At 43.9% G+C, this 23,586-nt stretch carries 36 protein-coding genes and 1 pseudogene; 2 read left to right on the top strand and 35 right to left on the bottom strand.

Going from position 1 to position 23,586, the window contains the following annotated elements:
- Positions 1 to 71 precede the first annotated feature (71 nt).
- From MHI14_RS13560 to MHI14_RS13510, 11 genes are read right to left on the bottom strand one after another with little or no spacing between them, the layout of a single operon-like run.
- Positions 72 to 482: a hypothetical protein gene (locus MHI14_RS13560; protein WP_341130507.1), complete on the bottom strand. Its 411-nt coding sequence runs from the start codon at positions 480 to 482 to the stop codon at positions 72 to 74.
- Between the two features lie 59 nt (positions 483 to 541).
- The gene (locus tag MHI14_RS13555; RefSeq protein WP_341130506.1) at positions 542 to 985 is read right to left on the bottom strand and encodes a phage tail tube protein; all 444 of its coding nucleotides are present in this window, start codon (positions 983 to 985) and stop codon (positions 542 to 544) included.
- Positions 986 to 988: 3 nt separating this feature from the next.
- Positions 989 to 2,341, bottom strand: coding sequence for a phage tail sheath subtilisin-like domain-containing protein (locus MHI14_RS13550; RefSeq protein WP_341130505.1), 1,353 nt, complete (start codon positions 2,339 to 2,341; stop codon positions 989 to 991).
- On the bottom strand, positions 2,322 to 2,567 hold the full coding sequence (locus tag MHI14_RS13545; RefSeq protein WP_341130504.1) for a hypothetical protein: 246 nt from the start codon (positions 2,565 to 2,567) through the stop codon (positions 2,322 to 2,324). The genes MHI14_RS13550 and MHI14_RS13545 overlap by 20 nt, the downstream gene beginning before the upstream one ends.
- On the bottom strand, positions 2,564 to 3,031 hold the full coding sequence (locus MHI14_RS13540; protein WP_341130503.1) for a hypothetical protein: 468 nt from the start codon (positions 3,029 to 3,031) through the stop codon (positions 2,564 to 2,566). Before MHI14_RS13540 ends, MHI14_RS13545 begins: the two co-directional genes overlap by 4 nt.
- Positions 3,031 to 3,555 carry an HK97 gp10 family phage protein gene (locus tag MHI14_RS13535; protein WP_341130502.1) on the bottom strand — a complete coding sequence of 175 codons (525 nt, stop codon included), beginning with the start codon at positions 3,553 to 3,555 and terminating at the stop codon, positions 3,031 to 3,033. The genes MHI14_RS13540 and MHI14_RS13535 overlap by 1 nt, the downstream gene beginning before the upstream one ends.
- The gene (locus tag MHI14_RS13530) at positions 3,545 to 3,868 is read right to left on the bottom strand and encodes a hypothetical protein (protein ID WP_341130501.1); all 324 of its coding nucleotides are present in this window, start codon (positions 3,866 to 3,868) and stop codon (positions 3,545 to 3,547) included. The genes MHI14_RS13535 and MHI14_RS13530 overlap by 11 nt, the downstream gene beginning before the upstream one ends.
- On the bottom strand, positions 3,865 to 4,251 hold the full coding sequence (locus MHI14_RS13525; RefSeq protein ID WP_127550619.1) for a DUF3199 family protein: 387 nt from the start codon (positions 4,249 to 4,251) through the stop codon (positions 3,865 to 3,867). Before MHI14_RS13525 ends, MHI14_RS13530 begins: the two co-directional genes overlap by 4 nt.
- Positions 4,229 to 4,558, bottom strand: coding sequence for a Rho termination factor N-terminal domain-containing protein (locus tag MHI14_RS13520; protein WP_341130500.1), 330 nt, complete (start codon positions 4,556 to 4,558; stop codon positions 4,229 to 4,231). Before MHI14_RS13520 ends, MHI14_RS13525 begins: the two co-directional genes overlap by 23 nt.
- Positions 4,558 to 5,505, bottom strand: a complete 948-nt coding sequence (locus tag MHI14_RS13515; protein WP_341130499.1) for a phage major capsid family protein — start codon at positions 5,503 to 5,505, stop codon at positions 4,558 to 4,560. Before MHI14_RS13515 ends, MHI14_RS13520 begins: the two co-directional genes overlap by 1 nt.
- Positions 5,506 to 5,528: 23 nt before the next feature.
- Positions 5,529 to 6,779 (bottom strand): XkdF-like putative serine protease domain-containing protein, encoded by a 1,251-nt coding sequence (locus MHI14_RS13510; RefSeq protein WP_341130498.1) that lies wholly within the window; start codon positions 6,777 to 6,779, stop codon positions 5,529 to 5,531.
- A gap of 65 nt (positions 6,780 to 6,844) precedes the next feature.
- Here MHI14_RS13510 and MHI14_RS13505 point away from each other — a divergent pair, with 65 nt between their 5' ends.
- The gene (locus tag MHI14_RS13505) at positions 6,845 to 7,129 is read left to right on the top strand and encodes a hypothetical protein (protein WP_341130497.1); all 285 of its coding nucleotides are present in this window, start codon (positions 6,845 to 6,847) and stop codon (positions 7,127 to 7,129) included.
- Here the strand turns inward: MHI14_RS13505 and MHI14_RS13500 are convergent.
- The 18 genes and pseudogenes from MHI14_RS13500 to MHI14_RS13415 form a co-directional block, all read right to left on the bottom strand.
- A complete protein-coding gene (locus MHI14_RS13500) occupies positions 7,126 to 7,956 on the bottom strand; it encodes a phage minor head protein (RefSeq protein ID WP_341130496.1) in 831 nt (276 codons plus the stop codon). The two genes, MHI14_RS13505 and MHI14_RS13500, sit on opposite strands and share 4 nt — an antisense overlap.
- Positions 7,949 to 9,430 carry a phage portal protein gene (locus tag MHI14_RS13495; RefSeq protein ID WP_341130495.1) on the bottom strand — a complete coding sequence of 494 codons (1,482 nt, stop codon included), beginning with the start codon at positions 9,428 to 9,430 and terminating at the stop codon, positions 7,949 to 7,951. Before MHI14_RS13495 ends, MHI14_RS13500 begins: the two co-directional genes overlap by 8 nt.
- Complete coding sequence (locus MHI14_RS13490) at positions 9,431 to 11,122, bottom strand: DNA packaging protein (RefSeq protein ID WP_341130494.1); 1,692 nt, start codon at positions 11,120 to 11,122, stop codon at positions 9,431 to 9,433.
- Positions 11,116 to 12,009: a phage terminase small subunit gene (terS, locus tag MHI14_RS13485; protein WP_341130493.1), complete on the bottom strand. Its 894-nt coding sequence runs from the start codon at positions 12,007 to 12,009 to the stop codon at positions 11,116 to 11,118. Before terS ends, MHI14_RS13490 begins: the two co-directional genes overlap by 7 nt.
- Before the next feature lie 40 nt (positions 12,010 to 12,049).
- The gene (locus MHI14_RS13480) at positions 12,050 to 12,298 is read right to left on the bottom strand and encodes a hypothetical protein (RefSeq protein ID WP_341130492.1); all 249 of its coding nucleotides are present in this window, start codon (positions 12,296 to 12,298) and stop codon (positions 12,050 to 12,052) included.
- Positions 12,299 to 12,589: 291 nt separating this feature from the next.
- The gene (locus MHI14_RS13475; protein WP_341130491.1) at positions 12,590 to 13,261 is read right to left on the bottom strand and encodes a DUF4145 domain-containing protein; all 672 of its coding nucleotides are present in this window, start codon (positions 13,259 to 13,261) and stop codon (positions 12,590 to 12,592) included.
- 48 nt (positions 13,262 to 13,309) lie between these two features.
- Entirely contained in the window at positions 13,310 to 14,275 is a 966-nt protein-coding gene (locus MHI14_RS13470) for an HNH endonuclease (RefSeq protein WP_341130490.1), read from the bottom strand.
- Positions 14,268 to 14,615, bottom strand: a complete 348-nt coding sequence (locus MHI14_RS13465) for a nucleotide pyrophosphohydrolase (RefSeq protein WP_341130489.1) — start codon at positions 14,613 to 14,615, stop codon at positions 14,268 to 14,270. The genes MHI14_RS13470 and MHI14_RS13465 overlap by 8 nt, the downstream gene beginning before the upstream one ends.
- Positions 14,616 to 14,694: 79 nt before the next feature.
- Positions 14,695 to 14,873 (bottom strand): annotated as a pseudogene (locus MHI14_RS13460) (transcriptional regulator); the annotation flags it as partial.
- Between the two features lie 49 nt (positions 14,874 to 14,922).
- Entirely contained in the window at positions 14,923 to 15,384 is a 462-nt protein-coding gene (locus MHI14_RS13455) for a hypothetical protein (RefSeq protein ID WP_340984710.1), read from the bottom strand.
- Positions 15,385 to 15,624: 240 nt separating this feature from the next.
- On the bottom strand, positions 15,625 to 16,311 hold the full coding sequence (locus MHI14_RS13450) for a hypothetical protein (RefSeq protein ID WP_341130488.1): 687 nt from the start codon (positions 16,309 to 16,311) through the stop codon (positions 15,625 to 15,627).
- Between the two features lie 680 nt (positions 16,312 to 16,991).
- Positions 16,992 to 17,417 carry a hypothetical protein gene (locus tag MHI14_RS13445; protein ID WP_341130487.1) on the bottom strand — a complete coding sequence of 142 codons (426 nt, stop codon included), beginning with the start codon at positions 17,415 to 17,417 and terminating at the stop codon, positions 16,992 to 16,994.
- Positions 17,395 to 18,453 carry an N-acetyltransferase gene (locus MHI14_RS13440; protein WP_341130486.1) on the bottom strand — a complete coding sequence of 353 codons (1,059 nt, stop codon included), beginning with the start codon at positions 18,451 to 18,453 and terminating at the stop codon, positions 17,395 to 17,397. Before MHI14_RS13440 ends, MHI14_RS13445 begins: the two co-directional genes overlap by 23 nt.
- Before the next feature lie 17 nt (positions 18,454 to 18,470).
- Positions 18,471 to 18,998, bottom strand: a complete 528-nt coding sequence (locus MHI14_RS13435; RefSeq protein WP_341130485.1) for an ATP-binding protein — start codon at positions 18,996 to 18,998, stop codon at positions 18,471 to 18,473.
- A gap of 115 nt (positions 18,999 to 19,113) precedes the next feature.
- Positions 19,114 to 19,584 carry an ArpU family phage packaging/lysis transcriptional regulator gene (locus MHI14_RS13430; RefSeq protein ID WP_341130484.1) on the bottom strand — a complete coding sequence of 157 codons (471 nt, stop codon included), beginning with the start codon at positions 19,582 to 19,584 and terminating at the stop codon, positions 19,114 to 19,116.
- A gap of 86 nt (positions 19,585 to 19,670) precedes the next feature.
- On the bottom strand, positions 19,671 to 19,796 hold the full coding sequence (locus tag MHI14_RS13425) for a hypothetical protein (protein ID WP_341130483.1): 126 nt from the start codon (positions 19,794 to 19,796) through the stop codon (positions 19,671 to 19,673).
- A gap of 2 nt (positions 19,797 to 19,798) precedes the next feature.
- Positions 19,799 to 19,978: a hypothetical protein gene (locus tag MHI14_RS13420; RefSeq protein ID WP_341130482.1), complete on the bottom strand. Its 180-nt coding sequence runs from the start codon at positions 19,976 to 19,978 to the stop codon at positions 19,799 to 19,801.
- Positions 19,978 to 20,352 (bottom strand): LexA family protein, encoded by a 375-nt coding sequence (locus MHI14_RS13415; protein ID WP_341130481.1) that lies wholly within the window; start codon positions 20,350 to 20,352, stop codon positions 19,978 to 19,980. The genes MHI14_RS13420 and MHI14_RS13415 overlap by 1 nt, the downstream gene beginning before the upstream one ends.
- Positions 20,353 to 20,550: 198 nt before the next feature.
- Between MHI14_RS13415 and MHI14_RS13410 the strand changes: the two genes are divergently transcribed.
- On the top strand, positions 20,551 to 20,844 hold the full coding sequence (locus tag MHI14_RS13410) for a hypothetical protein (protein WP_341130480.1): 294 nt from the start codon (positions 20,551 to 20,553) through the stop codon (positions 20,842 to 20,844).
- A gap of 182 nt (positions 20,845 to 21,026) precedes the next feature.
- On the opposite strand, the gene MHI14_RS13405 is transcribed toward MHI14_RS13410, so the two are convergent.
- The 6 genes from MHI14_RS13405 to MHI14_RS13380 all read right to left on the bottom strand — a co-directional run bounded on the left by MHI14_RS13405 (position 21,027) and on the right by MHI14_RS13380 (position 23,584).
- Positions 21,027 to 21,179, bottom strand: coding sequence for a hypothetical protein (locus tag MHI14_RS13405; protein ID WP_341130479.1), 153 nt, complete (start codon positions 21,177 to 21,179; stop codon positions 21,027 to 21,029).
- Positions 21,180 to 21,693: 514 nt separating this feature from the next.
- Positions 21,694 to 22,554: a hypothetical protein gene (locus MHI14_RS13400; protein WP_341130478.1), complete on the bottom strand. Its 861-nt coding sequence runs from the start codon at positions 22,552 to 22,554 to the stop codon at positions 21,694 to 21,696.
- Between the two features lie 2 nt (positions 22,555 to 22,556).
- The gene (locus MHI14_RS13395) at positions 22,557 to 23,081 is read right to left on the bottom strand and encodes a crossover junction endodeoxyribonuclease RuvC (protein ID WP_341130477.1); all 525 of its coding nucleotides are present in this window, start codon (positions 23,079 to 23,081) and stop codon (positions 22,557 to 22,559) included.
- A 5-nt stretch (positions 23,082 to 23,086) separates the two neighbouring features.
- Positions 23,087 to 23,239 carry a hypothetical protein gene (locus tag MHI14_RS13390; protein WP_341130476.1) on the bottom strand — a complete coding sequence of 51 codons (153 nt, stop codon included), beginning with the start codon at positions 23,237 to 23,239 and terminating at the stop codon, positions 23,087 to 23,089.
- Positions 23,223 to 23,372, bottom strand: a complete 150-nt coding sequence (locus MHI14_RS13385; RefSeq protein WP_341130475.1) for a hypothetical protein — start codon at positions 23,370 to 23,372, stop codon at positions 23,223 to 23,225. Before MHI14_RS13385 ends, MHI14_RS13390 begins: the two co-directional genes overlap by 17 nt.
- Before the next feature lie 53 nt (positions 23,373 to 23,425).
- On the bottom strand, positions 23,426 to 23,584 hold the full coding sequence (locus MHI14_RS13380) for a DUF6906 family protein (RefSeq protein ID WP_341130474.1): 159 nt from the start codon (positions 23,582 to 23,584) through the stop codon (positions 23,426 to 23,428).
- Positions 23,585 to 23,586: the final 2 nt, after the last annotated feature.

Raw genomic sequence — 23,586 nt, 5'->3', positions numbered from 1 at the left:
CTGTCTGTTCCGATTAACTTCATACGGCAAGACTTCGGCAGGCAGCTTCTTTTGATTAATCCAAAAGGATGCTATCCAGCTTGCTTCTCCGTCTCGCCGGATGAGTTTTTTGCTTCTTTGAGCAACGCATCCTTTGTTTCCTGAAAGTTCCGAACAGCCTTGGACAGTACTGCATAGTGATCAGGATCATTCAGAATGCGGGGTGGGAGTTCATTTTTGTTCGTACACTTGTAAGCCAACAACAATTCTTTATTATTCCATGGAAAATCATGTTCTGTTGCTCGTACAATCATTGCATCAATCTCGTTGAATGTTTCCTTTGCAGTTCCATCGTCGTTGAACGCCACATCATAACACCGACGAATATCAATCGTGGTCAGTCGACGAACGGACCATTTTTCACCGTCTACTGGTACTTCCATCTGTTCGGGCTGTTCTGCAGCCGTACCAGCCGCAAGATATTTTTGTAATTTGTCGCTCATTGTTATTCCTCCAATAATTTATTTATTTGTGAAAATGAAAAAGGAGCGCTAATGCGCCCCTACGCCATGTAGTCCGGGAACTGTTCTACAAAGTCGAAGTCCGTAGCTGTCCCTTCCAACGTGATATCAATACCAGTATTACTGTCGATCTGAGCAACCAAGATATCCATATTCCCGTGGATATGAATCCCTGTCAGAAGGACCCGTTCTGTATTGCCTGTTTGCATATCTTCCAAGGAACCAGTGATGCGATCAAGGAACATGGTCTTACCTTTTTTAAAGTCCTCCAACAGACGATAACGCAGCCTGGATTCCAGTTTGGACATAACAATTTTAACTGGGATCTCATATCCCACGATTTGTTTGGTTTTGGCCATTCTACGAGCTCGGACAACATCCAATGTTTCTGGATTCAGTGTGACTTCAATTTCCTTGATTGTCTGAACTGCATCCCCGTTATCGTCTTCAACTGAAAGATTACGGCCAATTAGTTCGCGCTCCATCTACTATGCCACCTCCCATGTAATATAGAATGCTTCGATGGCATCAAGCGGTTTGGCGAACAGTTTGAAATAAGCGTAATCGAAGTCACTCACATTGTTCGGATCTTCTGTGAAGGTATAACCTTCATCGATCGCCTTTTGGCTCCTGCGGATCGCCAGGTATTCAAGCACAGCCGCAATAAACATGCCTCGGCCATCCTTGTCGTTGTCGAGCTTTGCTTTCCATTTCTTAGCCGTGGAATAGATGTCGTTCAGAACTTGGTCGATTGTCATAGAAACACGAATCTTACCAAAGTCCTCACGTTCTCCAGTACCCATTGTGGTCAGCGTGTTCACTGCTGACTCAATGATGTAGTCGTAACCGTCGCGCGTGGCCATGATTGTACCCTCGGCCAACCCTTTAATAACTTCGCTATGGCTCCAATCGATCGCAGCCTGTGTCATTGGGACCTTAACCCCTGTAAAGGACTTATTCGCAGGTGTACCAGCCATCAGACCAGCCAACCATGCTCCCCACTGCACCGAGTTGTACGTTTTCCCGTTGGTATGTGTCCCAGCTAGTGAACAGTTGACGATGTACCGCGCGTTCATAGCCCGGCTACGAGCATTATGCTTATCAATGTCGGTATCATCCAGTGGAGGGCCAGCAACGACCAACTGAGCGAGCCTACGGGCCTTCATGCGACGATCAAGCAACCATTGTTTTGCCGCAGCTTGGACGGCCGCTTCCGTTGAAGGTAAATAGAACACATCGAAGGTCAGACCGTCCACCCGGTTAAAGATCCGACTCCAGTCTGACGCCGTGATTGTCGCTGAACCAGATACTGCTCCCGTGAGCGCCGTGTATGCCACGTCCGCCCAAGCAACAACCCCTGTCGATTTGAACCGGACCATATTTGACTTCTTCAGGGCTTCTTCTGCAGAAGCCTTATCGGACACTGTGAACGTCTCTGTGTCATAAATTCCTTTGGTATCGCGGACGATGATTTCCTTTTTGGTGGCATCGACCAAGCTGGCACGAATCATGTATTCAAAATCATTACCGCGTAATCCTGGATAACGTGCCTCAATCATGTAACTGTCCGTAACAGATACGGAAGCAACCTTTTCCAAACCACTGGTGACACGGTAACCAACCACCGTTGCCCCCGTTTCCGAAGCCAGCTCCAATTCATCAGTCTGCAGGCCGCTTTCCTTCAAACGTTCGGACATGTCTGCCATGTCAATAGCTTGGTTGGCCGCCCCCCATTCCGCTTGGTAAGGGATCAGTACACGGCCAGTTACTGGGACTACCCTTGCTTTGGCCAACGCGATCAATTCCACATATCCGCCAGGTCTAACTCTCTGAATCGACATTCTGCGTTTCCTCCTTCGTTACCATTGGTTGCAAATATGCTTCCAGTCGGTTTTGTACTTCCTGCTGGGATAGCAGGGTATCAGCTTTGCAATCAAAAAGGGCGCCCGCCACCTCAAAGCGTTCATGCTTCAAGGCAACTGCACCCTCAATCCATTCTTGCTTGGTACGCTTGTTCAGATCCTCCTGGACAGCGGCAGCAAGCCTTTCCTTGCGTGGTGTACTCATGGTGTGAGCTCCTTTCCATATCCAATGTGGAATTCATTGATCTTCGGTACCGGAACCTTCGGCACTGCCAGAAGATACGAATACCTACAGGTGACTTCAATCCGATCCTTCTCTGGTCGGTTACGCGGTGGTTCCATCACCAATGCCACACCGAAGCGTTTTGAAGCGTAGCAAAACCGTTGTTGCCGTAAGAATGTGAACAACGGCGCCAGATCAAAGGGGATTGGTTCCCCCTCGTCTTCTTCCGTTACTCGCTCCTTATCAAAATGGAAGACAAGTCCTACATCCTCTACGACCCGGTCAGCACGCGGGGTATGTGTCTTATCAGACACAAGATCCGTTTCAATAAAAACGGAAGGTGTATCGAAATTCCCAGCCAGCCATTGCGTCCGGTCACGCAAAATCGTCAGATCAGGGTAAACGCCTCGCACAATCTCAGCCCATGCTTTTAATCCTGCATCCATCAGCGCAGCACCCTTTCCAACTCAATTTCAAGCCGTCTTATGATGAGCCTGTTCATGCCGCCTTCGAATTGGGTAACAGCAATGTCAAAGTATCGGCGGCCAATGAAGCTACGCGGTTTTGCCATGAAGCCAGTTTTGGCATTTCGGTCATACACAAATGATCCACCGCTGTTCCAGTAACCTGGTACCCAATGGGCTTTGTGAATCGTGTAACCGTCATTAATCAAACGCGGGTATCCCCATGCTCCCTGATCGTTTGAACCGGACCCGAGATCAGATCCGACTTCCAATGTGATAGAATTCCTGTCAACATCCCATTCCCATACGTTTCCGTCGCCACCACGGGTAAATGAGTTCCACATCAAGCCTGTATCAATAAGGCCTTGCCTATCGATTTCGTCAATGATGTGGTTTAACAACGTCTCTCCCAAAGCTTCGGCAATGTTGGTCAGAACCCGCTTCATCCCTTGATCAGCCAGTTTTCTGAATCTACGTGCCAACCCATCAAAGTCATTAACGATCATTGCCTTTCACCTCACATGTCATCAGCAGCTCCATCCAATAGCGGCGAGGATTCGCATCGATGACGAGATAACGACGACCGAACAATACAATTTCATCGCTGATTCTCACATCAGCCGTTTTGGCCACGCCAATCGTTTTCTTCACGATGTACATCACGGGTTTTGCATCAGCCTTGTCGGATGTCTCCGTCTTGATAACATGGCATTTGAGATCCGCAATTTTGCCGCTCTTCCGATCATTGAACAGATCATCACCATCCCGCTTGCTGCCTACCCGGTAAACGGCAAGCGGCGTTTTAAACCGATGATTCACAACAAATAGGCCGTGATGTTTCCATCGTCCGGCCCTTCCTGTTGTTTCTTCACCCAAAGGAACAAGATTGCGTCCACGTCCGGGTTACCCGTAGTCATGCCTGCAATCGCTTGTCGGGTGTATGTCCAAGCCCCATCGCTCTCTGAAGCATAGTTCCGAGCGACAGCAGCCAAATATTCCTCACTGTCCTGTAGGGCAAGCCCTTCAGCCAGCTTCACCCATGCGAGCATGAGCTGCCGATCCACTTCTTCAGGGAAAGGAATGGGTAAATACAATTCAATACGCACTTGAGCATCATCGATGTACTGTTCCAACTGTTCCGTTTCAGCTTCTTGGATTGGAGAGACTCGGCTACGAGTTTTAAGAAGTTGGGGCGTTAGCATAAGGATCGTCCTTCTGCGGCAGTGCTGCCAGTGCAACGGTCAGTTCTTGCTTATTCATGGATGAAAACCCTTTGATGCCTTCAGCCTTGGCTTGCTCCTTCAATTCCTGAAGGGAAGGACCATCATCTTTGCCGTTATCGTCTGCCCTTGGAGCAGGTTCATCATGAGTTTCTTCAACCGTGAACTCCTGCTCCTGCGCCAGTTTATCTGCAATCTCATCAGCAATCATGATCGGCTTGTTAGGCTCAAAACGAATGCCATACTTTGTTAGTGAAGTATTACTACCTTTAAAGGTAATCTTTTTCATTAGAATTGCACCCCTTCTGCCATTGCAACAGCACCTGGCTCCTCGAAAATGAAATCCCCGTCTGCGTGCGTAGCATAGAATCGTTTGTCCTCTGTTACAGCCGCTTTACCTTCAGTTGTCTTACGGATAATCATGTCATAAGTATTTACAATGACAAAGTTTGGTTTATACGTGAATAGAACTGCACCCTCAGGCATATGTGGTACTTCTTCCACATCGTAGTTGTTGATTCTCTTTTGCGCCCCTAAGATTTGAATTTGAATCGAAGCACTAGTATCTTTCAAAGCCAATTGTTCCAAGCGCTCCGAGAATGTATTGGGATGCATGAAATATTTGAACTGTCCCGCACTACGCAATCTTGTTGGCACAGAACGTTCTAGTCTGAAGAAAATACCGAGCTTACCAGCTGCGTCAAGTGTAGACCAATCCGTGAAATTCCCTGTGCTACGAGCCTTTTTCAACCAGCCATCAGCAATGCTCAGGAAGTCATAATCAGGATCAGTGTTCAGAGTGCTCATATCACCATTAAAGCCCAAGTCCTGCATGTTTTCGCCAAAGTTTCGGGTCATGCCACCCATGATGATTTCTTCAATGTTCTGTTTCCGAACCCGCTGTTCCATCCGAATCTTTTCTTCTGTAATCTCATATTGGAGAGTTACAGGAACAACAGAATAAGGAACTTGTTGATACACAGGTTCAGTTTGCTTACCAGCGGGATTCCCCTCTCTTTTTTTGCGTAGGTTTCGCCCTGTTACTCCAATCTTGTCAATAGTACCCTTTGAACTGTCGCGCGTTTCAGTACGAATACCCTTCAAAAATTCTGTAGATTCATATGCCATCTGTAGAAATGCATCAACTTCCTCATAGTTCATGGCTGCCGGGTCAAGTCCTGTATGAATTGTACCTTTTCTAATGCTGTTGTTTGCAATTTGTCCGTTATTTCTCATAGTTTTATATTCCTCCTTTTAAATTAAACGAAGCGGGCCAGCGTAGAAGTGCCAGATGCTTTCTGAATTTGAGTTTCTTCTGCGCCACCTTGAGCAGATCCACCGCGGCTGTTTTTAACGATCTGCACATCAGCAGCTAACGTAGTCATTTGCTCAGTCAATGGAGCGAGAGCCTTGGCAATGGCATCTGTAACAGCATCTGCTTCTGGATTAGTGCCTGTTCCCGCACCCGATGTTCCAGCGTCTGGATCTGGATCATCTTCGCCATCCTGTTTCTTCAGTTCAGTGACATCAGCTGCCAGTCCCTCCATTTGTTTAACAATAGGACCAACAGCAGCCTGAAAGGCTTTTGCAATATCTTCTGGTTTCAAATCGTCTTCCTCCTCAGGCTCTTCTTCAGGAGCCGTTTTATTTTTAAGGTCGGTCAATGTAGTAATCGCATCATCAATGTGTTTCAGGTTGCTGGCAGAAATCTTTTTGCCAGCTTTGACAATGGCTTCAGGCGGTTTACCTATCGCCTTCACGATATCTTCCTGCACCAATACGTCTTGGGCAATTTCAACAAAATCTTGCAAGGCCTCGCGAATGATTTCGGCGTCTGTCTCCATCCCGGATTCCCAGGAGTCCCAACGAAAAAGAACCGCGTTTAAGGCGTCCTGCGCTGCCCAAAACTCACGGTTCTTCCGGTTCTTATTGTATTTGTCGGCTACAGCCCCTTTGACGATCGGAGACAAGGCTGCATTGATAGCTTTCTTGATGTTGTGAAGCAATCCCTTGGAAACTTCCTCTTCATCCTCGACTTCCTCACGCTTACCCACGCCAAACATTGAAAATCCTGTAATGTCACCCTTTTGGATTTCTTCCCAGGCACCGTCGTCAGTGACCTTCACACCAGCAACCCACGACCCTTTTGCAATCACTTGGTCACCTATCTCCATATCACACGGGGCAATGTAGGATTCAACAACGTATCCTTTGTCAGCGTCCAGATCGTGTTGCTTATCGATGTTGTAGGTATGTTGGTTCTCCATGAACAGGTGCGCCGCTTTCTCAATCTCCACAGCGTCCATCATGTCGCCATGGACATCTTCGACATCTGGCTGATATACCACACCAATAACGATGTGTTGTGTGTCATCCACTTTGGCGATTTGGACTTGCTTTTGAATAGCGTTTTTCCCAGCGGCTTTAATGATGGCAAATGGCACACCATTAGCGCCCTTATCTACCAGCGACAAGTGCGTAATCTTTGCATCCTTCATTTTGTAGGTCATTTCTCATCTCACCTCCTCTCAGAGAAACATGATATAATATCCCAAAATAAATAAGGAGTGATTTCATGGCTACTTGGACCCCCATTGAAAATGCTAAAATTGTAGGAATACTGCCCGATTACAGATTGTACAAACAGAATAATAGCGATAGTTCAGCCGCTAAGATCTGTGCTCAAAATCTTGTGAATAACGATGTATTCGGGATTCTAACAGCAAGAATAAATAATAATGTTTCTGAACCGCATGATGCGGTTATCCAACACATTAAACATATGGATAAAATAGCTAGTGGAGAAATTCCACCCAATCAAGGTGATGAGTATGCATGGGCTAGTTGCCTCAAACTTTAATCCAATACCAATTGCATTGTACATCGACAATTGACTATTTCTTTAGCTTCACCTGAAGGATCACCCGGATACATAAGTTTGCTTGACCCCACTTTGAAAGGCTTGTCCAGCGCAACAATCTGGCCATTTGCCTTCCGGTGGGTTTTTCGGGTTCTTGTACCGGCAGCCGAACGCCATTTCTTACCCTTGGCAATCTCGGACTGCTTCCACCCTTCAAGCTTGCCGCCATTTGCCGCTGCCGTGCTCATCGTTCGTGACACCCGCTGCGCTCGTACCATGCTGAAAGGTCCATCTTCACCCGTAGCGGCAAGAGCACTGATCTCTTGAACAAGCAAAGCCCGTTCTGAAGGAGTATTCCCTTCATCAATCGCCTTTTCGAAGCTTCGCAAGAGTGTATCCGTTGAAGACTGGTTCATATCGGGTACCAGGCTGCGGATCTCCTTAACAAATTTCTTGGCCGCCTTATTCTTAGTACTCCAAACCTTTTCATCATCAAGCTCAAGCAGCTCAGACTCTCCCGCCAGATTGAACAACGGTTCGAATGCATCTTGTACCGCTTGTTCAAACAGATCCCCGAAGACTTCGGATGTGTGTAAAGCAATCATGACCTTACCCAACTCACCGATATCACCAAGAGATTCCTCGCTCAGTTCAGCGATAGCTTCCTTAAGGGCTTCTCCCTGAAGCTCAAGGTTCTCCATAATCCGGTCTTCACCCTGCTTGTACAACTCTTCAAGCAACTTGCGTTCCACATATGTCAGCTCAAGACTATCAAGAAACTCATCATCATCAGCTTTGACAATCAGTTCCCAACAAGCTTCACACATGAGCGCCCACCTCAGCTGATCCCTTCCGAAGCAACCGTTTGGCGATGATCGATACACGCTCTTGCAGGTCGTCGACATCACTGTTTTCTTCCGGATCGAGAATAGTCGGTTGGCTTCCTGCTAATTGTATAATAGGCGTGTCCAGGTATTCCTGACTGAACTTACCTTCATCAATCGTCGTACCCAGAACATCCTCAGCAATCGGGATCAGGTCACGGACCAACATAATGCCGCGGTCAGCAATAAAGTCCAGCATTGCCTTGCGATCTTCGGGATCAATAATGCTTGGTGCTCGAAGCACCGCCTTAACTCGGAAGATTCCCATGGCTGGGAACAACCGCTTGTTAAAGATCTCGTTCATGATCCACTTGCGGTAAGGCTCAAATACCTGTTCTTCTGCAAACTGCAATGCTGCTTGAGCTGTAGCACGGTTATAGTCTGAACTTTGGCCAACAAGAATTGGCGGTAAGCGGAAGGATGACAAAATATCAGCCTTCTTTTCCTTTCCATACTCCAGGAAAAGTGCATCCTGCTGCAGTAAGTCGTTCAGTTTGTCCATTTGGATAGATACTTTCTCGACCTTCTCGTCCAGTGGCCCGCCTGTTTCTTGGCCTTTGGCTTCAAGGTAGAGAATACCGCCCTGGGACTGAGATCCCTTGACCTTACTCAATAGCTCCATGGATTGTTGAGTGAGTCGTCCATTGGTTACAGTCAGAATCATGGAGAGCATCCGACCATTTGAGAAATAGGATACGTTCAATTCCTCGGCTTCTCGGGACCCGACCACACCAGGCGCGTTCCCAAACCAGCGGGGTTCACCGTAGGCACCGTCATTGCCAACCTTCAACGGAATGACCTGATTCTCGGTACCTTCGGTACCAAATAAACGGAACCATACAACCGAAGTTCCCCGCTTCATTGCATAACGACGTGCGTAAATCTGTTGAGTGAATTCCTCAACTGTCTTTGTGGAACTGATCCGCCGTTTGCGTTTGATAGTCGCTGGATTACTTTCCTTGGTATAACGGACGTACTTCGGATCCATACGGAAGATCGTCGGAAACTCGCTACCTGCGGGCCAAGCAACTTCCATGTTGGCCATCCCTGTGCTTTCCAAGTCCTCAATAAGCTGGCCTATGATCTCTTCAGGATTATCTTCGAGGTTACAAGTCTCCAAAAAGCGTTCAGCACGGTTCCATTCTTCCTTGGCCGAGTTGTCATCTTCACCAGACACATATTCCAAAGCAATACCGTGGCCAGCAATGTTCCGCTTATATGCCTCGATGCACTGAGGAATGATATTGCTGTTTTTGACAAGCAACCTGCAGGAAGTAGGATCGTTGCCTGATTCAAATGGTAACAGCCCGTGATGATCGTATAAGCTGTCGAATACATCGGGAAGTTGGGCACTGGATGGAATGTGCTTACCTTCTTCTTTCGCAAATGGAACCCATGATGCATTGCCTTCACTCAATTAAATCCACCCCGCTCCCCCATTGTTTTCTTCATGCTTCGATTCCTCCCGTTGCTGTTGTTTTTTCTTAAACCATTCGAACCACTTGTCGGCTACCTGACGCACCTGCAGGGCGATTGAATATGCCATGATTCGGTCATCATGACAACCGCTGTCTGCTTCCGCTTTGCCCTTGTTATCAATGAACGTCATACACTCGCCGTACAGATCAGGACAGTAAATATCATAAAGCTCATCACGAATGGCTTCTTTGAAATCACTGATCATCACAGGACGGGTTGCCTTATTGGTTTCCCATCCAAGTTTGCCCTTCTTATGAAGGAACAGCAGCGGGTAATGACAAGTATTGAACAAAGTGTTAAGCACTGATTCACCAGTGTTGTTGTTTTCCACTGCCAGCAATGCTGTGTTGTAATACAGTCCCAACGTGTTCAGCTTTTTCCCGAACAAGTCAGTGTCCCACTTGCCATGCAGAGCCGCGCACATTTCGCCTGTACGCGCATCGATCACATAAGCAGCGTCATAGTCGCCATCTTCGGTGCCCTTTGCTGTATCTGCAGATAAAATATATCGCTTCCCTTGCTCTGGAAAGTGATAGACGACCAGTTCCCCCGCATGAGCCGGAATAAACTGTTCTTTAACAAAATCAATTTCATGAATAGCACCTTTCAGTTTAATTGCTTCCTTCAGGCGCTTAATGAATTTGTTATCAAAGATACTTTCACCTGATAACAGGAACGCTTCGTCAGGTTCAGAAGGATACTCCTGTTCAAATTGTCGTGAATCGCCACCGCAATCGTTTCGGATCGTGTAACGCCGCCATTGAAGCTGTTCATCATCCAGCCCGTATTTTGCCTTCAGCTCCAGTTCATCTTCAGTCAGTTCAAAGCCAGGAGGAATGGGCTTGCGATAGTCTGGCATTTCGAACCATGCAAAAAAGAGCGGAGAAAAATCATTCTCGCCCTTCACGGCTGCATCCCATATTTGCTTGAACTCTTCCATGCCGTTGGCTGTGGATTCGATAATACCGATGCTTCCCGCTTCCTTGGACAGTGCCGCCAAGAGAGACAGCAAATGCCGTTTCTTCTTTTTGGCTGGCCAGAATGCCACTTCGGAAGCATGCAGGTAATGAATCGTATCTGAACGGGCAAGCACCCGGCTTTCTGCTGTTTGTACGGTGATCTTTGACTTTAAGCCTGGATTCCTTCGACGGTCTGCCGTCCGGATCGCCGGATTCTCAAAAGTCAGCTTCTTGGCATTGTTCTTACGGGTCATTGGCTGTATGACCGACGGTACCCGCTCATAATACAACTGGAACATATCGAACAAATTGCTGGAAGCATCTGAAGACTGGGCAACGATAAAGGCATTCTTTGCTTCCTGTAATGAGGTGAAATAGTAAATCAATGCTTCAGTCACCGTTGAAAAGCCCATTTGCCGAGCTTTCAGAATGATGATCCGAACAGGTTTCCCCGCTGCCAGATCCTCAAACACCTTTGCAGCATAACGCCGCTGGGCATCATTGAGGATCAACCGCACCATAGCACCGGACTTGTCCTTGATCTTGAGCATCCGGTAACAAAACTGTTCGAAGTCTAACAAGATCGCTTTTAGTTCGGCCAACTTGTCCGGTCGTTGTTGCAGTTTTCGCTTGATCCGACGGCGGTGTTCCTTTGCCAGTGCGATTACCAATCTAAATCATCCCCATCGTCATCTTCATCGTCTACATCATTTCCGCCCCCGCTTTCATCCCCGTGACCCAGCGCCTTATATTTATCCAGCTCAAGACGTTCCCGGGCGATTCTTAATTTCTCTTCTTCTTGCTGCAAGCTGGCGATCAAATTGATGACCCGAAGCTTCTTATCCCGTGTCTTGACCAAGGCTTCCTCTTGCTTAAGTATCTTGTCCAGCTTGGACGTGACAACGGTCGTAATCTCCGTTACCTTCATGCCTTCAGTGACAACAGGTATTTGAACTGCCTTCCCGCTTTTTGGGCTGGTGTATGGCACCTTGTCCTTCCGCTGCATGAGCTCTTGTTTAGTCTTACGCTCTTCGTCAGTCAGCCCATCTTCAAGCAGCTTGACCCGCTTCATGTGCCGCCGCTCTTGCAATGACAACATGATCAACTGTTCATTGAGCTGTGCGAGGGGGTCCGTATCGATCTGATCAAACATATCCTGTTCGTCAGGTTCCAAAGCATCCAAGAAGATCGTTTCATACATGCCTGTCTTCAACGCCTTTTTATTCCGGTATGGTCCACCTGGACCACCACTGTTCCCAACGGCATTTTTATTCCCGGGTGGAGCACCGCCTCGATTACCAGATGCATTCTTATTGCCTTTGGGCGCTCCCCTTGATTTCGGAACGCTCCCATTCGTTCCATTTGGAACGCTCCCTTTGGAATCCCCCGAAACGCTCCCATTGAGTTCATCCTCCCAACGGTCCATGGATTTCCATTTGCGTATCCTGGACTCGGGAACAGAAAGAGCGGCGGCGATGTCCTTAAGCATCATCTTCCCGCCGCTCTTTAGCCACATCAGTTTAGCCTTGTCCCGCTCGGGACTGCGTTCACGCGCCATTACATCACCACCACCCCCATTAATCGAAGTTTACAGTCAGTCAACTGAATGGAAGCAGAACTGAATCCTTCGTATAAGTGTAACCAAACTGGTCTTGATATTCTTTTTTGAGCACATCTGCATCTTTTGAAGAAGGGAGCCCCAATAGCTTCCTACCTTTCTCCTGTTGCTCCAAAACCTTTTCCTTCCACCACTCATGGCCGCTTTCGGATTCAATCACATTGAACAATCTTCTGTCCTGGTCAATAACCATAAAGTTTGATACTTCTCTCTTATGCATTAAACTCATTCCTCACGTTGTAATGTAAAGCCAACAAGGCTTCCGATGACATTATAAGAATAGGAGGGCCAACCTTAACTGTCGTGATAGGAATCTACTACAAAAGTTAAAAATCATGTATGAACCCTTATGACCAATAGCCTCTATACTTACTCGCACTATCTATCGGTTTATCCTGGGAAATAGTTGTGGACTGCTCAATGTTTTTTTGCTTATTGCAAAACAAACTTACTGAACATCACTTTTTGCTCTTATTAATATTTCAATAAAAAAGACGCCCTTGGGCGCCTTTTACTTGTATTAACTATCTCTAGCATTCTCTGCAACAGATTGTCTACTTAGTTCATTTTGGATCCGAGATAACTCATCTGGTAGGTTATAAACATAATCAAGAATAACATGTGTAAACTTAATTATAGATTCGATAACTTCCTCTGAGAATTCTCTATCATCTCCATGTGCAGCAGCGTTCCCTAAATCCTTGATTACAGTAGCCATACCCGCGACAATTGGAGGAAGGATTCCCTTTTCAGAAAGATCTTCTAATTTATTAAATAGCGTCCTTCCAGACGCCTCTTTATCTTTGCATATCATCTCTAGAGTTCTACGAATTCCAATTGCACATAGAGTACCTTCTATATGCTTAATTCGGAGTGCTGCCTCAAATGAATTTCTTACATTTTTCGGAACACCGGCCTCCTTCACAGTAGCATCAGGATACAGAATTGTGATTGTAGGAGTTAAAGTTAAGTTTTCTATGTCCACATCTTCTGTGTTTTTAGTCGTTTTCACTAAAGTTACCCCTTCGCAAACTGGACATAAATACAGATTCCAAAATCTAAAAAATTCTATATCATACGTGCTACCAGAAACGTTGAAGAATTCCTTTTCACTTTTTTTTGCTTCGAATAAATGTTCCATTGAAGTTTTATTTCCACAATGATAACAGATCATCACTTCCGTTTTTATCATAGTTAGCCCCTCTTGAACGCCTCTGATTGGATGGATATAAGTTTATAGTTACTGTACTTGATGCCATTCGAAGTATTTACGAGTGCTGTCATTCCAATGTTGGCACTCTTTATTTTCAATGTGAACAATCTTCTCCAATAAATGCGGAGTATAAATCTTTTTAGAGTTTCTAAGTACCTTGCCATCAACAACTATAATATATCCCTTCTCAAACAAGTCATCACAGCCAAATTTACACATTGGTAAAACAATATTCTTGTAATCTAGACGCTCTTCCCTAGAACACTTTGATCTCTTTTTGATATGTGCTGCAACTAAGAGATCAACGGGATATTGATTCCCACATATGCCACATGACCCTACTTTTTTGTTCTTGAATAGCTGTTTCCTGAGGAAAGATTGTTCTTTTCTTCCTTTGCCCGTGCGATGTGTGTCAAGAGAATCATGATCTTCAAACAGGAGTACTTCCTCTTCATATTCTTCTGGAGAAACATCTGGTAGATAGATTGCACTTTTCATATCAAATGATAATAACATTCGTTCGCTTAATTCTTCTCTTAGTACATTGAATCCCTGAATAATATAGTTGTCTGCATATCCAACGGTTCTATTGAAATCTATGTAGGGGATATTATGTTGCTTGATCTCATCGAGAAAATAAACATATTCCCATGTTTGACCCGATCCATCGTAACCCCACAACTTTTCAGCCAGTTCTTTGTGTCGTAATTTCATTACAACAACACCAGAGGCGAATATCTGCCCGTTTGCTGAAAATACTGTAACATCGCCCGTTTGAATCTTTCCCCATTTTGAGACGTTAACATTGTTTTTGCCCGGAGTTACTCCCCAAGTTGGAACTAATCCGTCTAGGTAAAAAGTTTTTACTTGGTCTAAAGTTTCCTCAGGTAGATATTCCGATAATACTTCGATAGGTACTGGATTCTGAATTGTATCCTCATAATGTTTTCGAGCATCTTTGTTTCCTGATGGCTGTAAAATCACCTTACTCATTGCTATCCCCCTGTAATTCTGTATATTTCTTATTTGAGCCATAAGACTTCTCTACAGGGTACTTATCGGCATTTTTCTGTAGCTTATTAAGCAGGGCTTCCTTCGGATCTATATTAAGATCATTGCACATCAACAGCACGTAATAGAGTACATCTGCTAGTTCGTCCTGAAGCTTGTCTTTATTTTGCTCGATTGCTTCTTCACTGCTCTTCCACTGAAAGAGCTCGAGCAACTCACTCGCCTCCAGATTTAAAGAGATTGCAAGATCCTTCGGATTATGAAATTGTCCCCAGTTTCGTTCATCTCTAAATGCTGTAATTCTGCTAATTAATTCATTCACAACTAATCACCTCAAGTTAATCTTTCGACAAACAACGTCAAAATCCTTGCTTTTGAGAGGTGGCTTTATTTTGATTAGTCCGTTGATGGCCACCGACCATATGCCCAGTACGTTCGTTCCAGACAATCGGCTCCACATAGTCAAACTCCTCAATGCTGCGGCGAAGCTTCTCATACTCCAATCCCCAGGCTGAAGCTCAACACGGGGGTTGTCGGTTGCTGAATTGATCTGTTCGATTGGCACGATTCTGATGTTCATGAACTCTACCTCCAATAAAAAAGACGCTCTTTGGCGTCTGAAATTAAGATTACTTATACTCTGAAAATAGTTTTTCTTTCATTTTTCTTAAATCAGATTGTTTAAAACCAATAACAGTTAGAATCGCTGTTTGGAATCTCCACAACTCATCCCTGGATCTCTCTCGTTGCGAAAAATCATTACCGGTTTTATTAAATTCATCAATAGCACCCAATAGGAAAGAAACAAGTTCTCTGTCGCTATCTAAAGCAACCGTTAAATACTGTCTTAGAGTATTCACAATAGTAATTGTCTTTTCGAAAGCATTCTCATAAGTATCTAAAGGTTCCTTATTAATTTCAACCCAATGGCGCTCAAAGATGCCTATTAGAATATCAATAATTTGTACTTGTTGCTTAATTTTATTTGGTTTCTCTTTCTTTTCTTGTAGATGCATAGAATACTTAACAGCCCCTATAGCTCCTAACGTCCCCACTATACCACCTGTAAAGCTTCCCCAATCAAACCCCATCAAGATTCCCCCTTTAATGTCGATTTTCGACGTAATTAAGAGAAATCCTTTTATTCGTTTGTGTTGAGTTGGTTTCAACGTTTGGGTGACCATCATATGCATGCGTAGGCTCACTCAGACGCTGTTCTCCGCTCTTCAATGGACTGATCCTTGCAAACGGACGTTCTCATATAAACAAGCTTAAAACGGCTCACATTCTGTCATAAGAGAGCAAAAGAAAAAGCACCACGACAGGCGCTTTTAATTTATCGAATATCTTTCATTATCATCCTTCTTTAAAAGACCTGCTGTTACCCACTTTTCTAAATGATATTTTAATATCCTCTTATTCGCTGTAGGTAGCGCACTTGATAACTGTGATAATGTAAGACCTTCTCTTAGAAGTTCGAGTAACTGAAAAACTTGGTTCTCTAATACATCTTCGTTTGTTGAATCATATGTTTTGAGTGAAGAAAGCAGTTCTTTGTTGTCGATATTATACTTCTTTGTGAAATTGTCGTAATCACTCTTTGTAAGAATAATATTGTTGTATTCTTTCTTTTTAATAAGTAGATCGTTGTAGAGAGAAATTTGGTCTAATTTGCTAAGAGCCTCATCAATTTTCTCCTTTGTTTGATCGTTTGTGTCATCTTCTTTAGTTTGTTCCAATAAATCTACAACCTCTATGACCTTCTTATTTTGAAGTAGGTTCATAAAATTGTTCTCATCTACAAAATCACTCGGAGCATAAAGAACATTGTGCTTAAATAACAAAACCAAAAAGAAAGCTGCAACCAGTCCAACCGGGAACAACATGACAAACCATATAAATGTTCTTTGTATCTCTAAAGGTAAACCTAACAGTACTCCTGTTCCTGCTATTTCTGCAATGCCCGCAAAGATCGCTATAATTGTAAGTGGATTCTGAACTTTGCTTTTATTGTTCACATTTCTCAACTCCCCTGAACAATAATAACCGGATTTCCAAAATGATACAATATGTGACAATCAACTATTTTTAATACAAACTGGTCTACTACAGAACTGCTTCACCTCATCCCATCTTCCCCATACACAACCTTTGCATTTCTCCGGCTGCTTGTTGGGACGGATACGCTGTTTCTTCCGTCTTCTGCTGCTGATCACTTCAATACCTCCAATAAAAAAAGCCGATCCGCAAGGAACGACTTTAATGTGTTATGTATGATGTTGGTGTTACGTCCTAAAAGCATGCGCCCAAAACGGTCGCTGCAAAAACGCTGCGCTCTTTGCTTTAAAAGCATACGTGCTTTGTAACTATAGAGGAAGAATGAGACCATTTTACTGAAGCTACCAAATGCGAGTCAAGGAACAGAAAACGAGTGAGTCCCGATGAACTGGAACAAACCCGTCGTTTCCTGCTGATTACTTGCTATTTCGCATTTGGACCATAACGAGTATTACCTCGACATGATCATATAGTTGAAGCTCACGGAATGATAATCCTGAAAATTGGAAAAAGCGAGAAGAGGAACGCCCCAGTCATATGCCACATGTGCAGCTGTGCGTTTCATTCTCGCTCGAGTTCCACAATACAAATATAACACTTAGAAAGTCCAACAAACTCTCTATTAGCAGTCAGAAATCAGTCAAAATAGTACAGGTTCAATGAGTTCTGTTCTCTGTGAGAGTGGACGAAAGTCGTCATCCACGTAAAAAAATGACTGAGGTGCCGTAAAGGGAAAATCAAAATCCTTGGGATTTATAGGCTCATCATACCGCTCGATTTCACCAATTTTGATAGCATATGCATTTTCTTTATTACTGAAGTATTTCTTGAAAAAATTGTGCGTAATTCCTGAGTATCGATTGGTCAAGTTCCATATGCTATCTGGATCGTCGCTCAAAATCTTATCTATGCTGAATTCCCCTACGATTCTTCCTTCAGGCATTGTCGAGTAGATAACAACAGAATCTACTTTTTGCTTAAAGATAATTTTACGATACTCATACCGCTTTTCTTCGCTGAATATCTTCTCGACGAACTCTGGTTTAATCGATAATAATACTTTCACTTACTCCACCTTCTTTGAGTATTTGACTAAACTGATCATCGCTTAGACTGAAAAAGGACCACCTTAGTTTACGTTGCCTATCGATACCAATTCCTTCGATCAATTTACGTCTGATTAATCTTTTGCTTAAAGCTGCATTATACGTCATTTTTATAGTATAACAACCACCTTTATTATACCAGTCTCTTAAATCATTTTTATCAAAAACACTATAAGTACTTGCGTATTTGTAAAATGCCTCAAAATCCTTAAATTCGGATTGTGATTTTACTTCTTCGACAATACAGATTGATGTTGCTACTGACGTGTATTCTGCTGATTGATTCGGTGTCTTGGTTCTGTACATGACTAATATATCGCCAGGTGAAGTTCTGTTAACAGGCATTGTTGTGACATATATCTTATGAATACCATTAGTATACGTTACGTCCTCCAGTATATCGACACTTTCATTATTCAAAATTGAATCAGGAAACATAATTGAATGATATTGAGGATAAATAGCTAATAAATACTTGTCTCGATCGGTTGTGTTAATTAAAGGATAATCCTTCAGAATATCATTTTGAATTTCTGTTAAACTTTTCACTAAGACCAATTCGTTACCGTTCTGTGTAGCTTTAGTACCATGAACATAAAAACCATATTTCTTTAACAAATAAATTAAAGCAGCAGTTTCTTCCTTATCAAATATTGTAACATAGCAAGATTCGACATTATTTACAATCGCATAGTCAAGTGCCTTCTTAATGAAGCGTTCGCCTAATCTTGTCCCGTGCGGAATAATCTTAAAGGTACCAATTTTAAGAGCAGAAGCACAATCTAATGCAGGCTGAATATCTTCAACCGGTCCTTCCTCACACTTGTAATAAAGGAATCCATCAACTAAACCGTCGTTGTAGTGCAGGTATGCCTCAGAATCACTCTTCCGGTTAAACCAATCTTCAAACTCTTGATAGTCTGCCTTAAGAGAATCAAAAAAAGGATCGGCTAAGTTAATGTCTCCAAATCGTTGTTTCACCAAGTAATCATTCATAAAAAATCCTCCTAAAATTAGATGTGCTTATTTAGAAAATCATACAACTTCTTCTTATCTTCACCGTTCTTATGTACAAGTAGTGGGAGCATTAAAGTCTCCGAGAGTTGTTTTGCATAAGAGAGTTCCTCGGTTTGGAACTTATCGAGTAAATCAATAGGATATTCTCTAGAGTCGCGATTCTTCAGTCGCATATGAATTTCATTGGGATCGTCGGTCAGCACCAATAAACATGCAATCTCCATTCGTTCAAATGTGTCATGAGGTATTCTTTCTATTTCTCCTTCTTTGTTTAGGATGCAAAAGTGCCCGTCTAAGAGAAAAATAGGAATATCAGTAACATAATTGTTTATAGCCATAATTAAGGCGTCTTGATTTCCTTTAACATCTGTTACGTTCTTTACCGTTCTTGCCTCCTCTTCCTTCTGTTTTCGAATCAGTTCACTCGCTGAAAAGTGAGGAGTATCTAGTTCTTGATTAATTTCATTACACAAATAAGTCTTTCCAACACCGTGAATTCCCCCAACAAATACTATTTTTTTCAAAACTCCACCTCCGCTTGTATCTTTTTGGTTTACATGTAATATTTCAACACACACGAGATTTTCTCCTTCAAATTTTCCCTTTTTTTTTACGTTTTCGACAAAAACGAGGTAGGCTTCAGCCTACCCCGATTCCATTAAACTTTTCCAACCTCAACGCAGTCCCCAAGATACTGATCGCTTCATTTTTCTCACGCCGATACGTACTATCACTAATTCCCATTTCCCCACAACTGATATAATCAAATTCCCCTTCGTTATCAAGATAGCTCCGTTGAATGACTTCGCGTTGCACAGAAGATAGCCTCTCCATTGCCAAACTAAGTAACCGATCCTTTTCCTTCAGTTCAGCTTCTTTATCAACATTATAAATTGCAATCCGTTCAGTCTGTTTGCTGATTGCATTAGTAGATTGATGTTCTCTATATACATAAGCCTGCGTGACTGCTGCCTCGCGTCTCACGAAACCGATCTGCCGGTACTGCCGAACGGTTTCTAAATATTCTTCCACAGCGCGGCGGGTAGCTTTCTCGTCGATTGGAAGTATGTTAAAAGTCAGTTGTAAGTTGTTTTTTCGGCGTTTCCCCATTTTGATCCCCTCACCGTGTTATAATTTTTGGTGAGGTTTATTCGATGTGTCCCCCGCCGTGCCGGCAAGCTTGCGGGGGATATTTGTTATTCCTGAATGACCTTACTGCAAAACTGGTCCCACTCCGCTTCACAGTCTTCAGCACTCCATCCACTTACCAAGTCCTCCGGATAACCGTATTTTAACAACAATGCTCTATGATCTCTTTGCAAACCTACCATTCACCTCCACGTTTGTAGTACCTGCTGTTGCCGTTATGCTGTTGTGGAGCAGTGACAGCCTTTTGCAACTTGTCGGGCGGTTTAGGTGGATGCTCAGCCCCAATTGCCTTCAAATGATTTGCTATCTGCTCCGGTGTCCACACTACTGTTTTCACTTTACGATAATCGATCATTAGCAGATCCTCCCCGATTGAATGCTTTCCTGTAGATCAGCCAACAAGTTATAGACGTTGGCATCATGTGTTTTCTCAATTCCTTGATCTTGAATCCATCTCATGATGCCGGCCTGAGTTACCACCTTTGGCCGTTTGCCTTTCTTGGTCAATGCCAGGGTGCGAACCCCACCGGAAGAATGGGTCAGATACCCTTTCCGAATAAGTGAATTCACATGTGAGTGGACCGTTGAAGCAGATGACAACATAATCCCATCTGCAATTTCCCTGATTGTCGGGCTGTACCCGTTATCTTCAATGAACATCCGTACATAGTCGTAAACATCCCTTTGTCGTCGGCTGAGTGGCTTGTCCAATGTTGCTGATGTAGTCATTTTGTTTCCTCCCAGTTCCATAAACTCAGTTGGCCTTTCGCTGGCACTGGTTCCTGCAGATGAACAACGTCGTCGAGCTGCCAGGCAGATGTAAGGATAAATTCCAATATTAAAAACCCCCTTAGAAAATGACACCAAATTATTTAATTGTCATACATTAGGTAAGGAATTTGACATTATAATTTGGAGGTAATAACTATGAACAAAGATCAACTATTGAAAAATTGGGCGAAAAACAATTTTACCCGTAGTGAAACTCGTCAACCTGGCGGGAGATTCAAAGATTACGTTGGAACAATTGTTACTGCCACTGTAGACGGAATTGTCTGGGGTGACCGAATCTTTATCCATAATGCTGTTACACTTTTAAATGGAGAAGAGTACGTTACCTTCGCTTATGTTGGATATGACAGCAACGGTAATCCAGGTGTCAGAGTAGCACATGATGTTAATGCAGAAAAAATTGTAATTATTAGTAGCGTAGCACCTTAATATTCCTGATTAACTTTAGTATCAGAATTAGAGCCTCGATCATTTTCATTGTCTGTAACCATTTGAAATTCTTTACAAACAAATGTTTTTGTGAAACACTCTGAGATGCCTAACGTTTAGTAGATCCTGTATGTATTGGGAAGGTGCTTCCTCTTCAAAGCATACAGGATCTGCTTCCACCTTCAATACTCCGATTCCGTCTGGACGGACCCTTGTTTCACCAGTTCCGCACCTGCACCACACACCATTTTGATCTGACCGATGCGGCAGCCGGTTCGAATTAACGGTGTAAGCTTCTGATCGATCAGTTGAATTACCTTCGGTGAGATGGCCATTTCATCAGCTCCTTTAATTTTCAGTTGCAGCGATACGACAGTCCATGTGCGATAAGGCACCAATTCAGCATCAAATATTGAATCTTTTGATCTCAATAGACGTAATAGGTATCGAGGTGAAAAAATGAAAATAAAAACAATATGGAAGTGGACAAAGATTAGTTGGGGACTACTGTACATAGGCTTTGTTGTAGTATTTGTCATAATCCTAGGTTTTTTTATGGCTGGAATGCTTCAGGATCAGAAAGCATTAATTGATACCGCCGCAATGAGTACAATCACTTTGTTGCTTGCTCTGGTTTCACTACCAAATTTATTAGTTCAGCTGCTATCCCTTCTCGAAATCAATCAAAACAAAACTTACACTGCTACAAAAAAATGTCCCAACTGTAGACATACTATTGACTTGAAGATCACCGAAGATTAAAGATTTAGTACATATGTTCTGTTTATTGAATGCAGCTGGTCACCCCGGCCAACGATCGACCGGGGGATACTTCTAAATGAATAATGCTTAGACTGCTACGCCATCCTGCATCATTTTAGTAACACGCTTTTTGTACAAGCCATATTTGGTACTGATCTGACCACTTGGGACATTGATCTCTTTGGAGATCTCCATCCACGTTTTGCCGGAGTTACGCTGTTGCAACAAGGCAGGGAAATCGGCAGGAGCGTCAGCAAGTTTGATATCATCAAAGATCGGCCGTTTATTGAGAATGAACATCTCAAGTTCTTCCTTACCGATCTCGGCAGGTGGATTGGCTTTATCACCTGCAGGCAGATCTTCTTGTGTTACGTGTTGGGGATCGCTCGGCGGCTGGTCACCTTCTGAATCACCAGAACTAAAGTCCTTCATTTCCTTTGATCCGGACTGATCACTCCCGCCATCGTTAATCCAGGAAGGAGTGCCGTCATCGTCGCCGTATGGATCGTTCGGATCGTTACCCGAATCATCGTCGCCTGTTGGTGGAACAGTTGGCTGGCCGTCACCATCATCCGTTTCTTGACCGTCTCCACTTGGCTGTTCTTGATCAATCGGCGCTTCAACTGGTCCAAACAATTGAGCCTGATTCTCGTCCCGCTCAGGTTCGCCAGTGCCTTCAACTCTGGTTACCACACCTGATGCATCGGTTGTTACACGGCGACCTTGCCAAGTGTCATACATTGGGTCGCGCTCTTCATCATCGAAGTCAAACGATCCTTGCGGATCACCCAGGTATACCATGACCTCTTTTTCTTGCATCTTCGCTAAAGCAGATAATCTTGATTCGACTGCAGCAAGCGGGATGAGCAACTTGATTGTTACGTTCTTTGTACCAACACTGATTCCTTTTGCTACCTCTGCCGAAAATTTCACCATTCCATTTGTCATGTCTATGCAACTCCTTTGATATGTTTTTGATAGTAAGCCCAGCACAAGGCAAGAGCGTCTGAAGGGTCATACATCCGTTGCTGTAGATCACCGATCTTGAATTTTCCTTTTGGATCATTTTTCTTGTAGTAAACAGGTAAAGCAATTTCGTCCAAATCAAGGTCGAATAACATTTGCATCTCAACAGCAACTGTTTCTTTATCCGCGTTACCTTTGCCAGTGAACATCTTGAGTTCCGAGGGACGTATTTCAGCAAAACGTACACGATTGTGAAGTGCAGCCAAAGTAACCATAGAATACGCACCAACCAAAGCAACAACGGTTTTGGCATTTTTGAAATGTACAGGACGTTCCATAATCACCACATCAGGCTTCTGGAATTGAATCATGTCGTAGGTGTCTTGGTAAATGGTGTTCAAGACCTTAGGCATCTGTATTTTGGAATAGTCCTTTAAACCGAAATCAATTGGTTTACCCTTCGTCATCGTTGCCCATCCCGCATAATTGGTTCCATGATCAATGCCCATAATCTTCATCGTCTGGCACGCTTCCTTTCCTTCCTTCGTTGTTTCGCTGGCAGCATGTCCCGCTTAATGACAAACACCTCGGCCAGTTTACGGCCATCATCCCCGCGAACAACGTAACTCAAATGTGTCTGATGGTGCGGATCAATCAGCTTTCGCACACTGCACCTCCAGTTCCGGCCATTCGCCAGCAATTGCATCAAACTCAGCGATCCCTTCGTGGAGCTCAGTTTGATCAATCCCCGCAAATTCGGCCTGCAGCTCATCCCGATCAGGAACCTGTCCGGTTCGCATGAACCGATGCCTCATGTACTCCGAAACGGACCATCTGTTATAAGCGTTGTTCATCATGCTCCACGCCGAATAGTTCTTGGCTTACCTGAGAAGCGGTGAACAATGACCATTTGGTCTGGCAAATCCCTTTCAACCAACCAGTTCTCCGCATTCAAGCCATTAGCCTTAATCTCAATCTTTTGCCGCTTTGTCGCCCGCTTCCCTTGCTTCATGT

Origin of the sequence: Paenibacillus sp. FSL K6-2393 (assembly GCF_038002545.1) — a bacterium.
GTDB lineage: Bacteria > Bacillota > Bacilli > Paenibacillales > Paenibacillaceae > Paenibacillus.
This window is presented reverse-complemented; position numbering and strand designations above follow the sequence as displayed.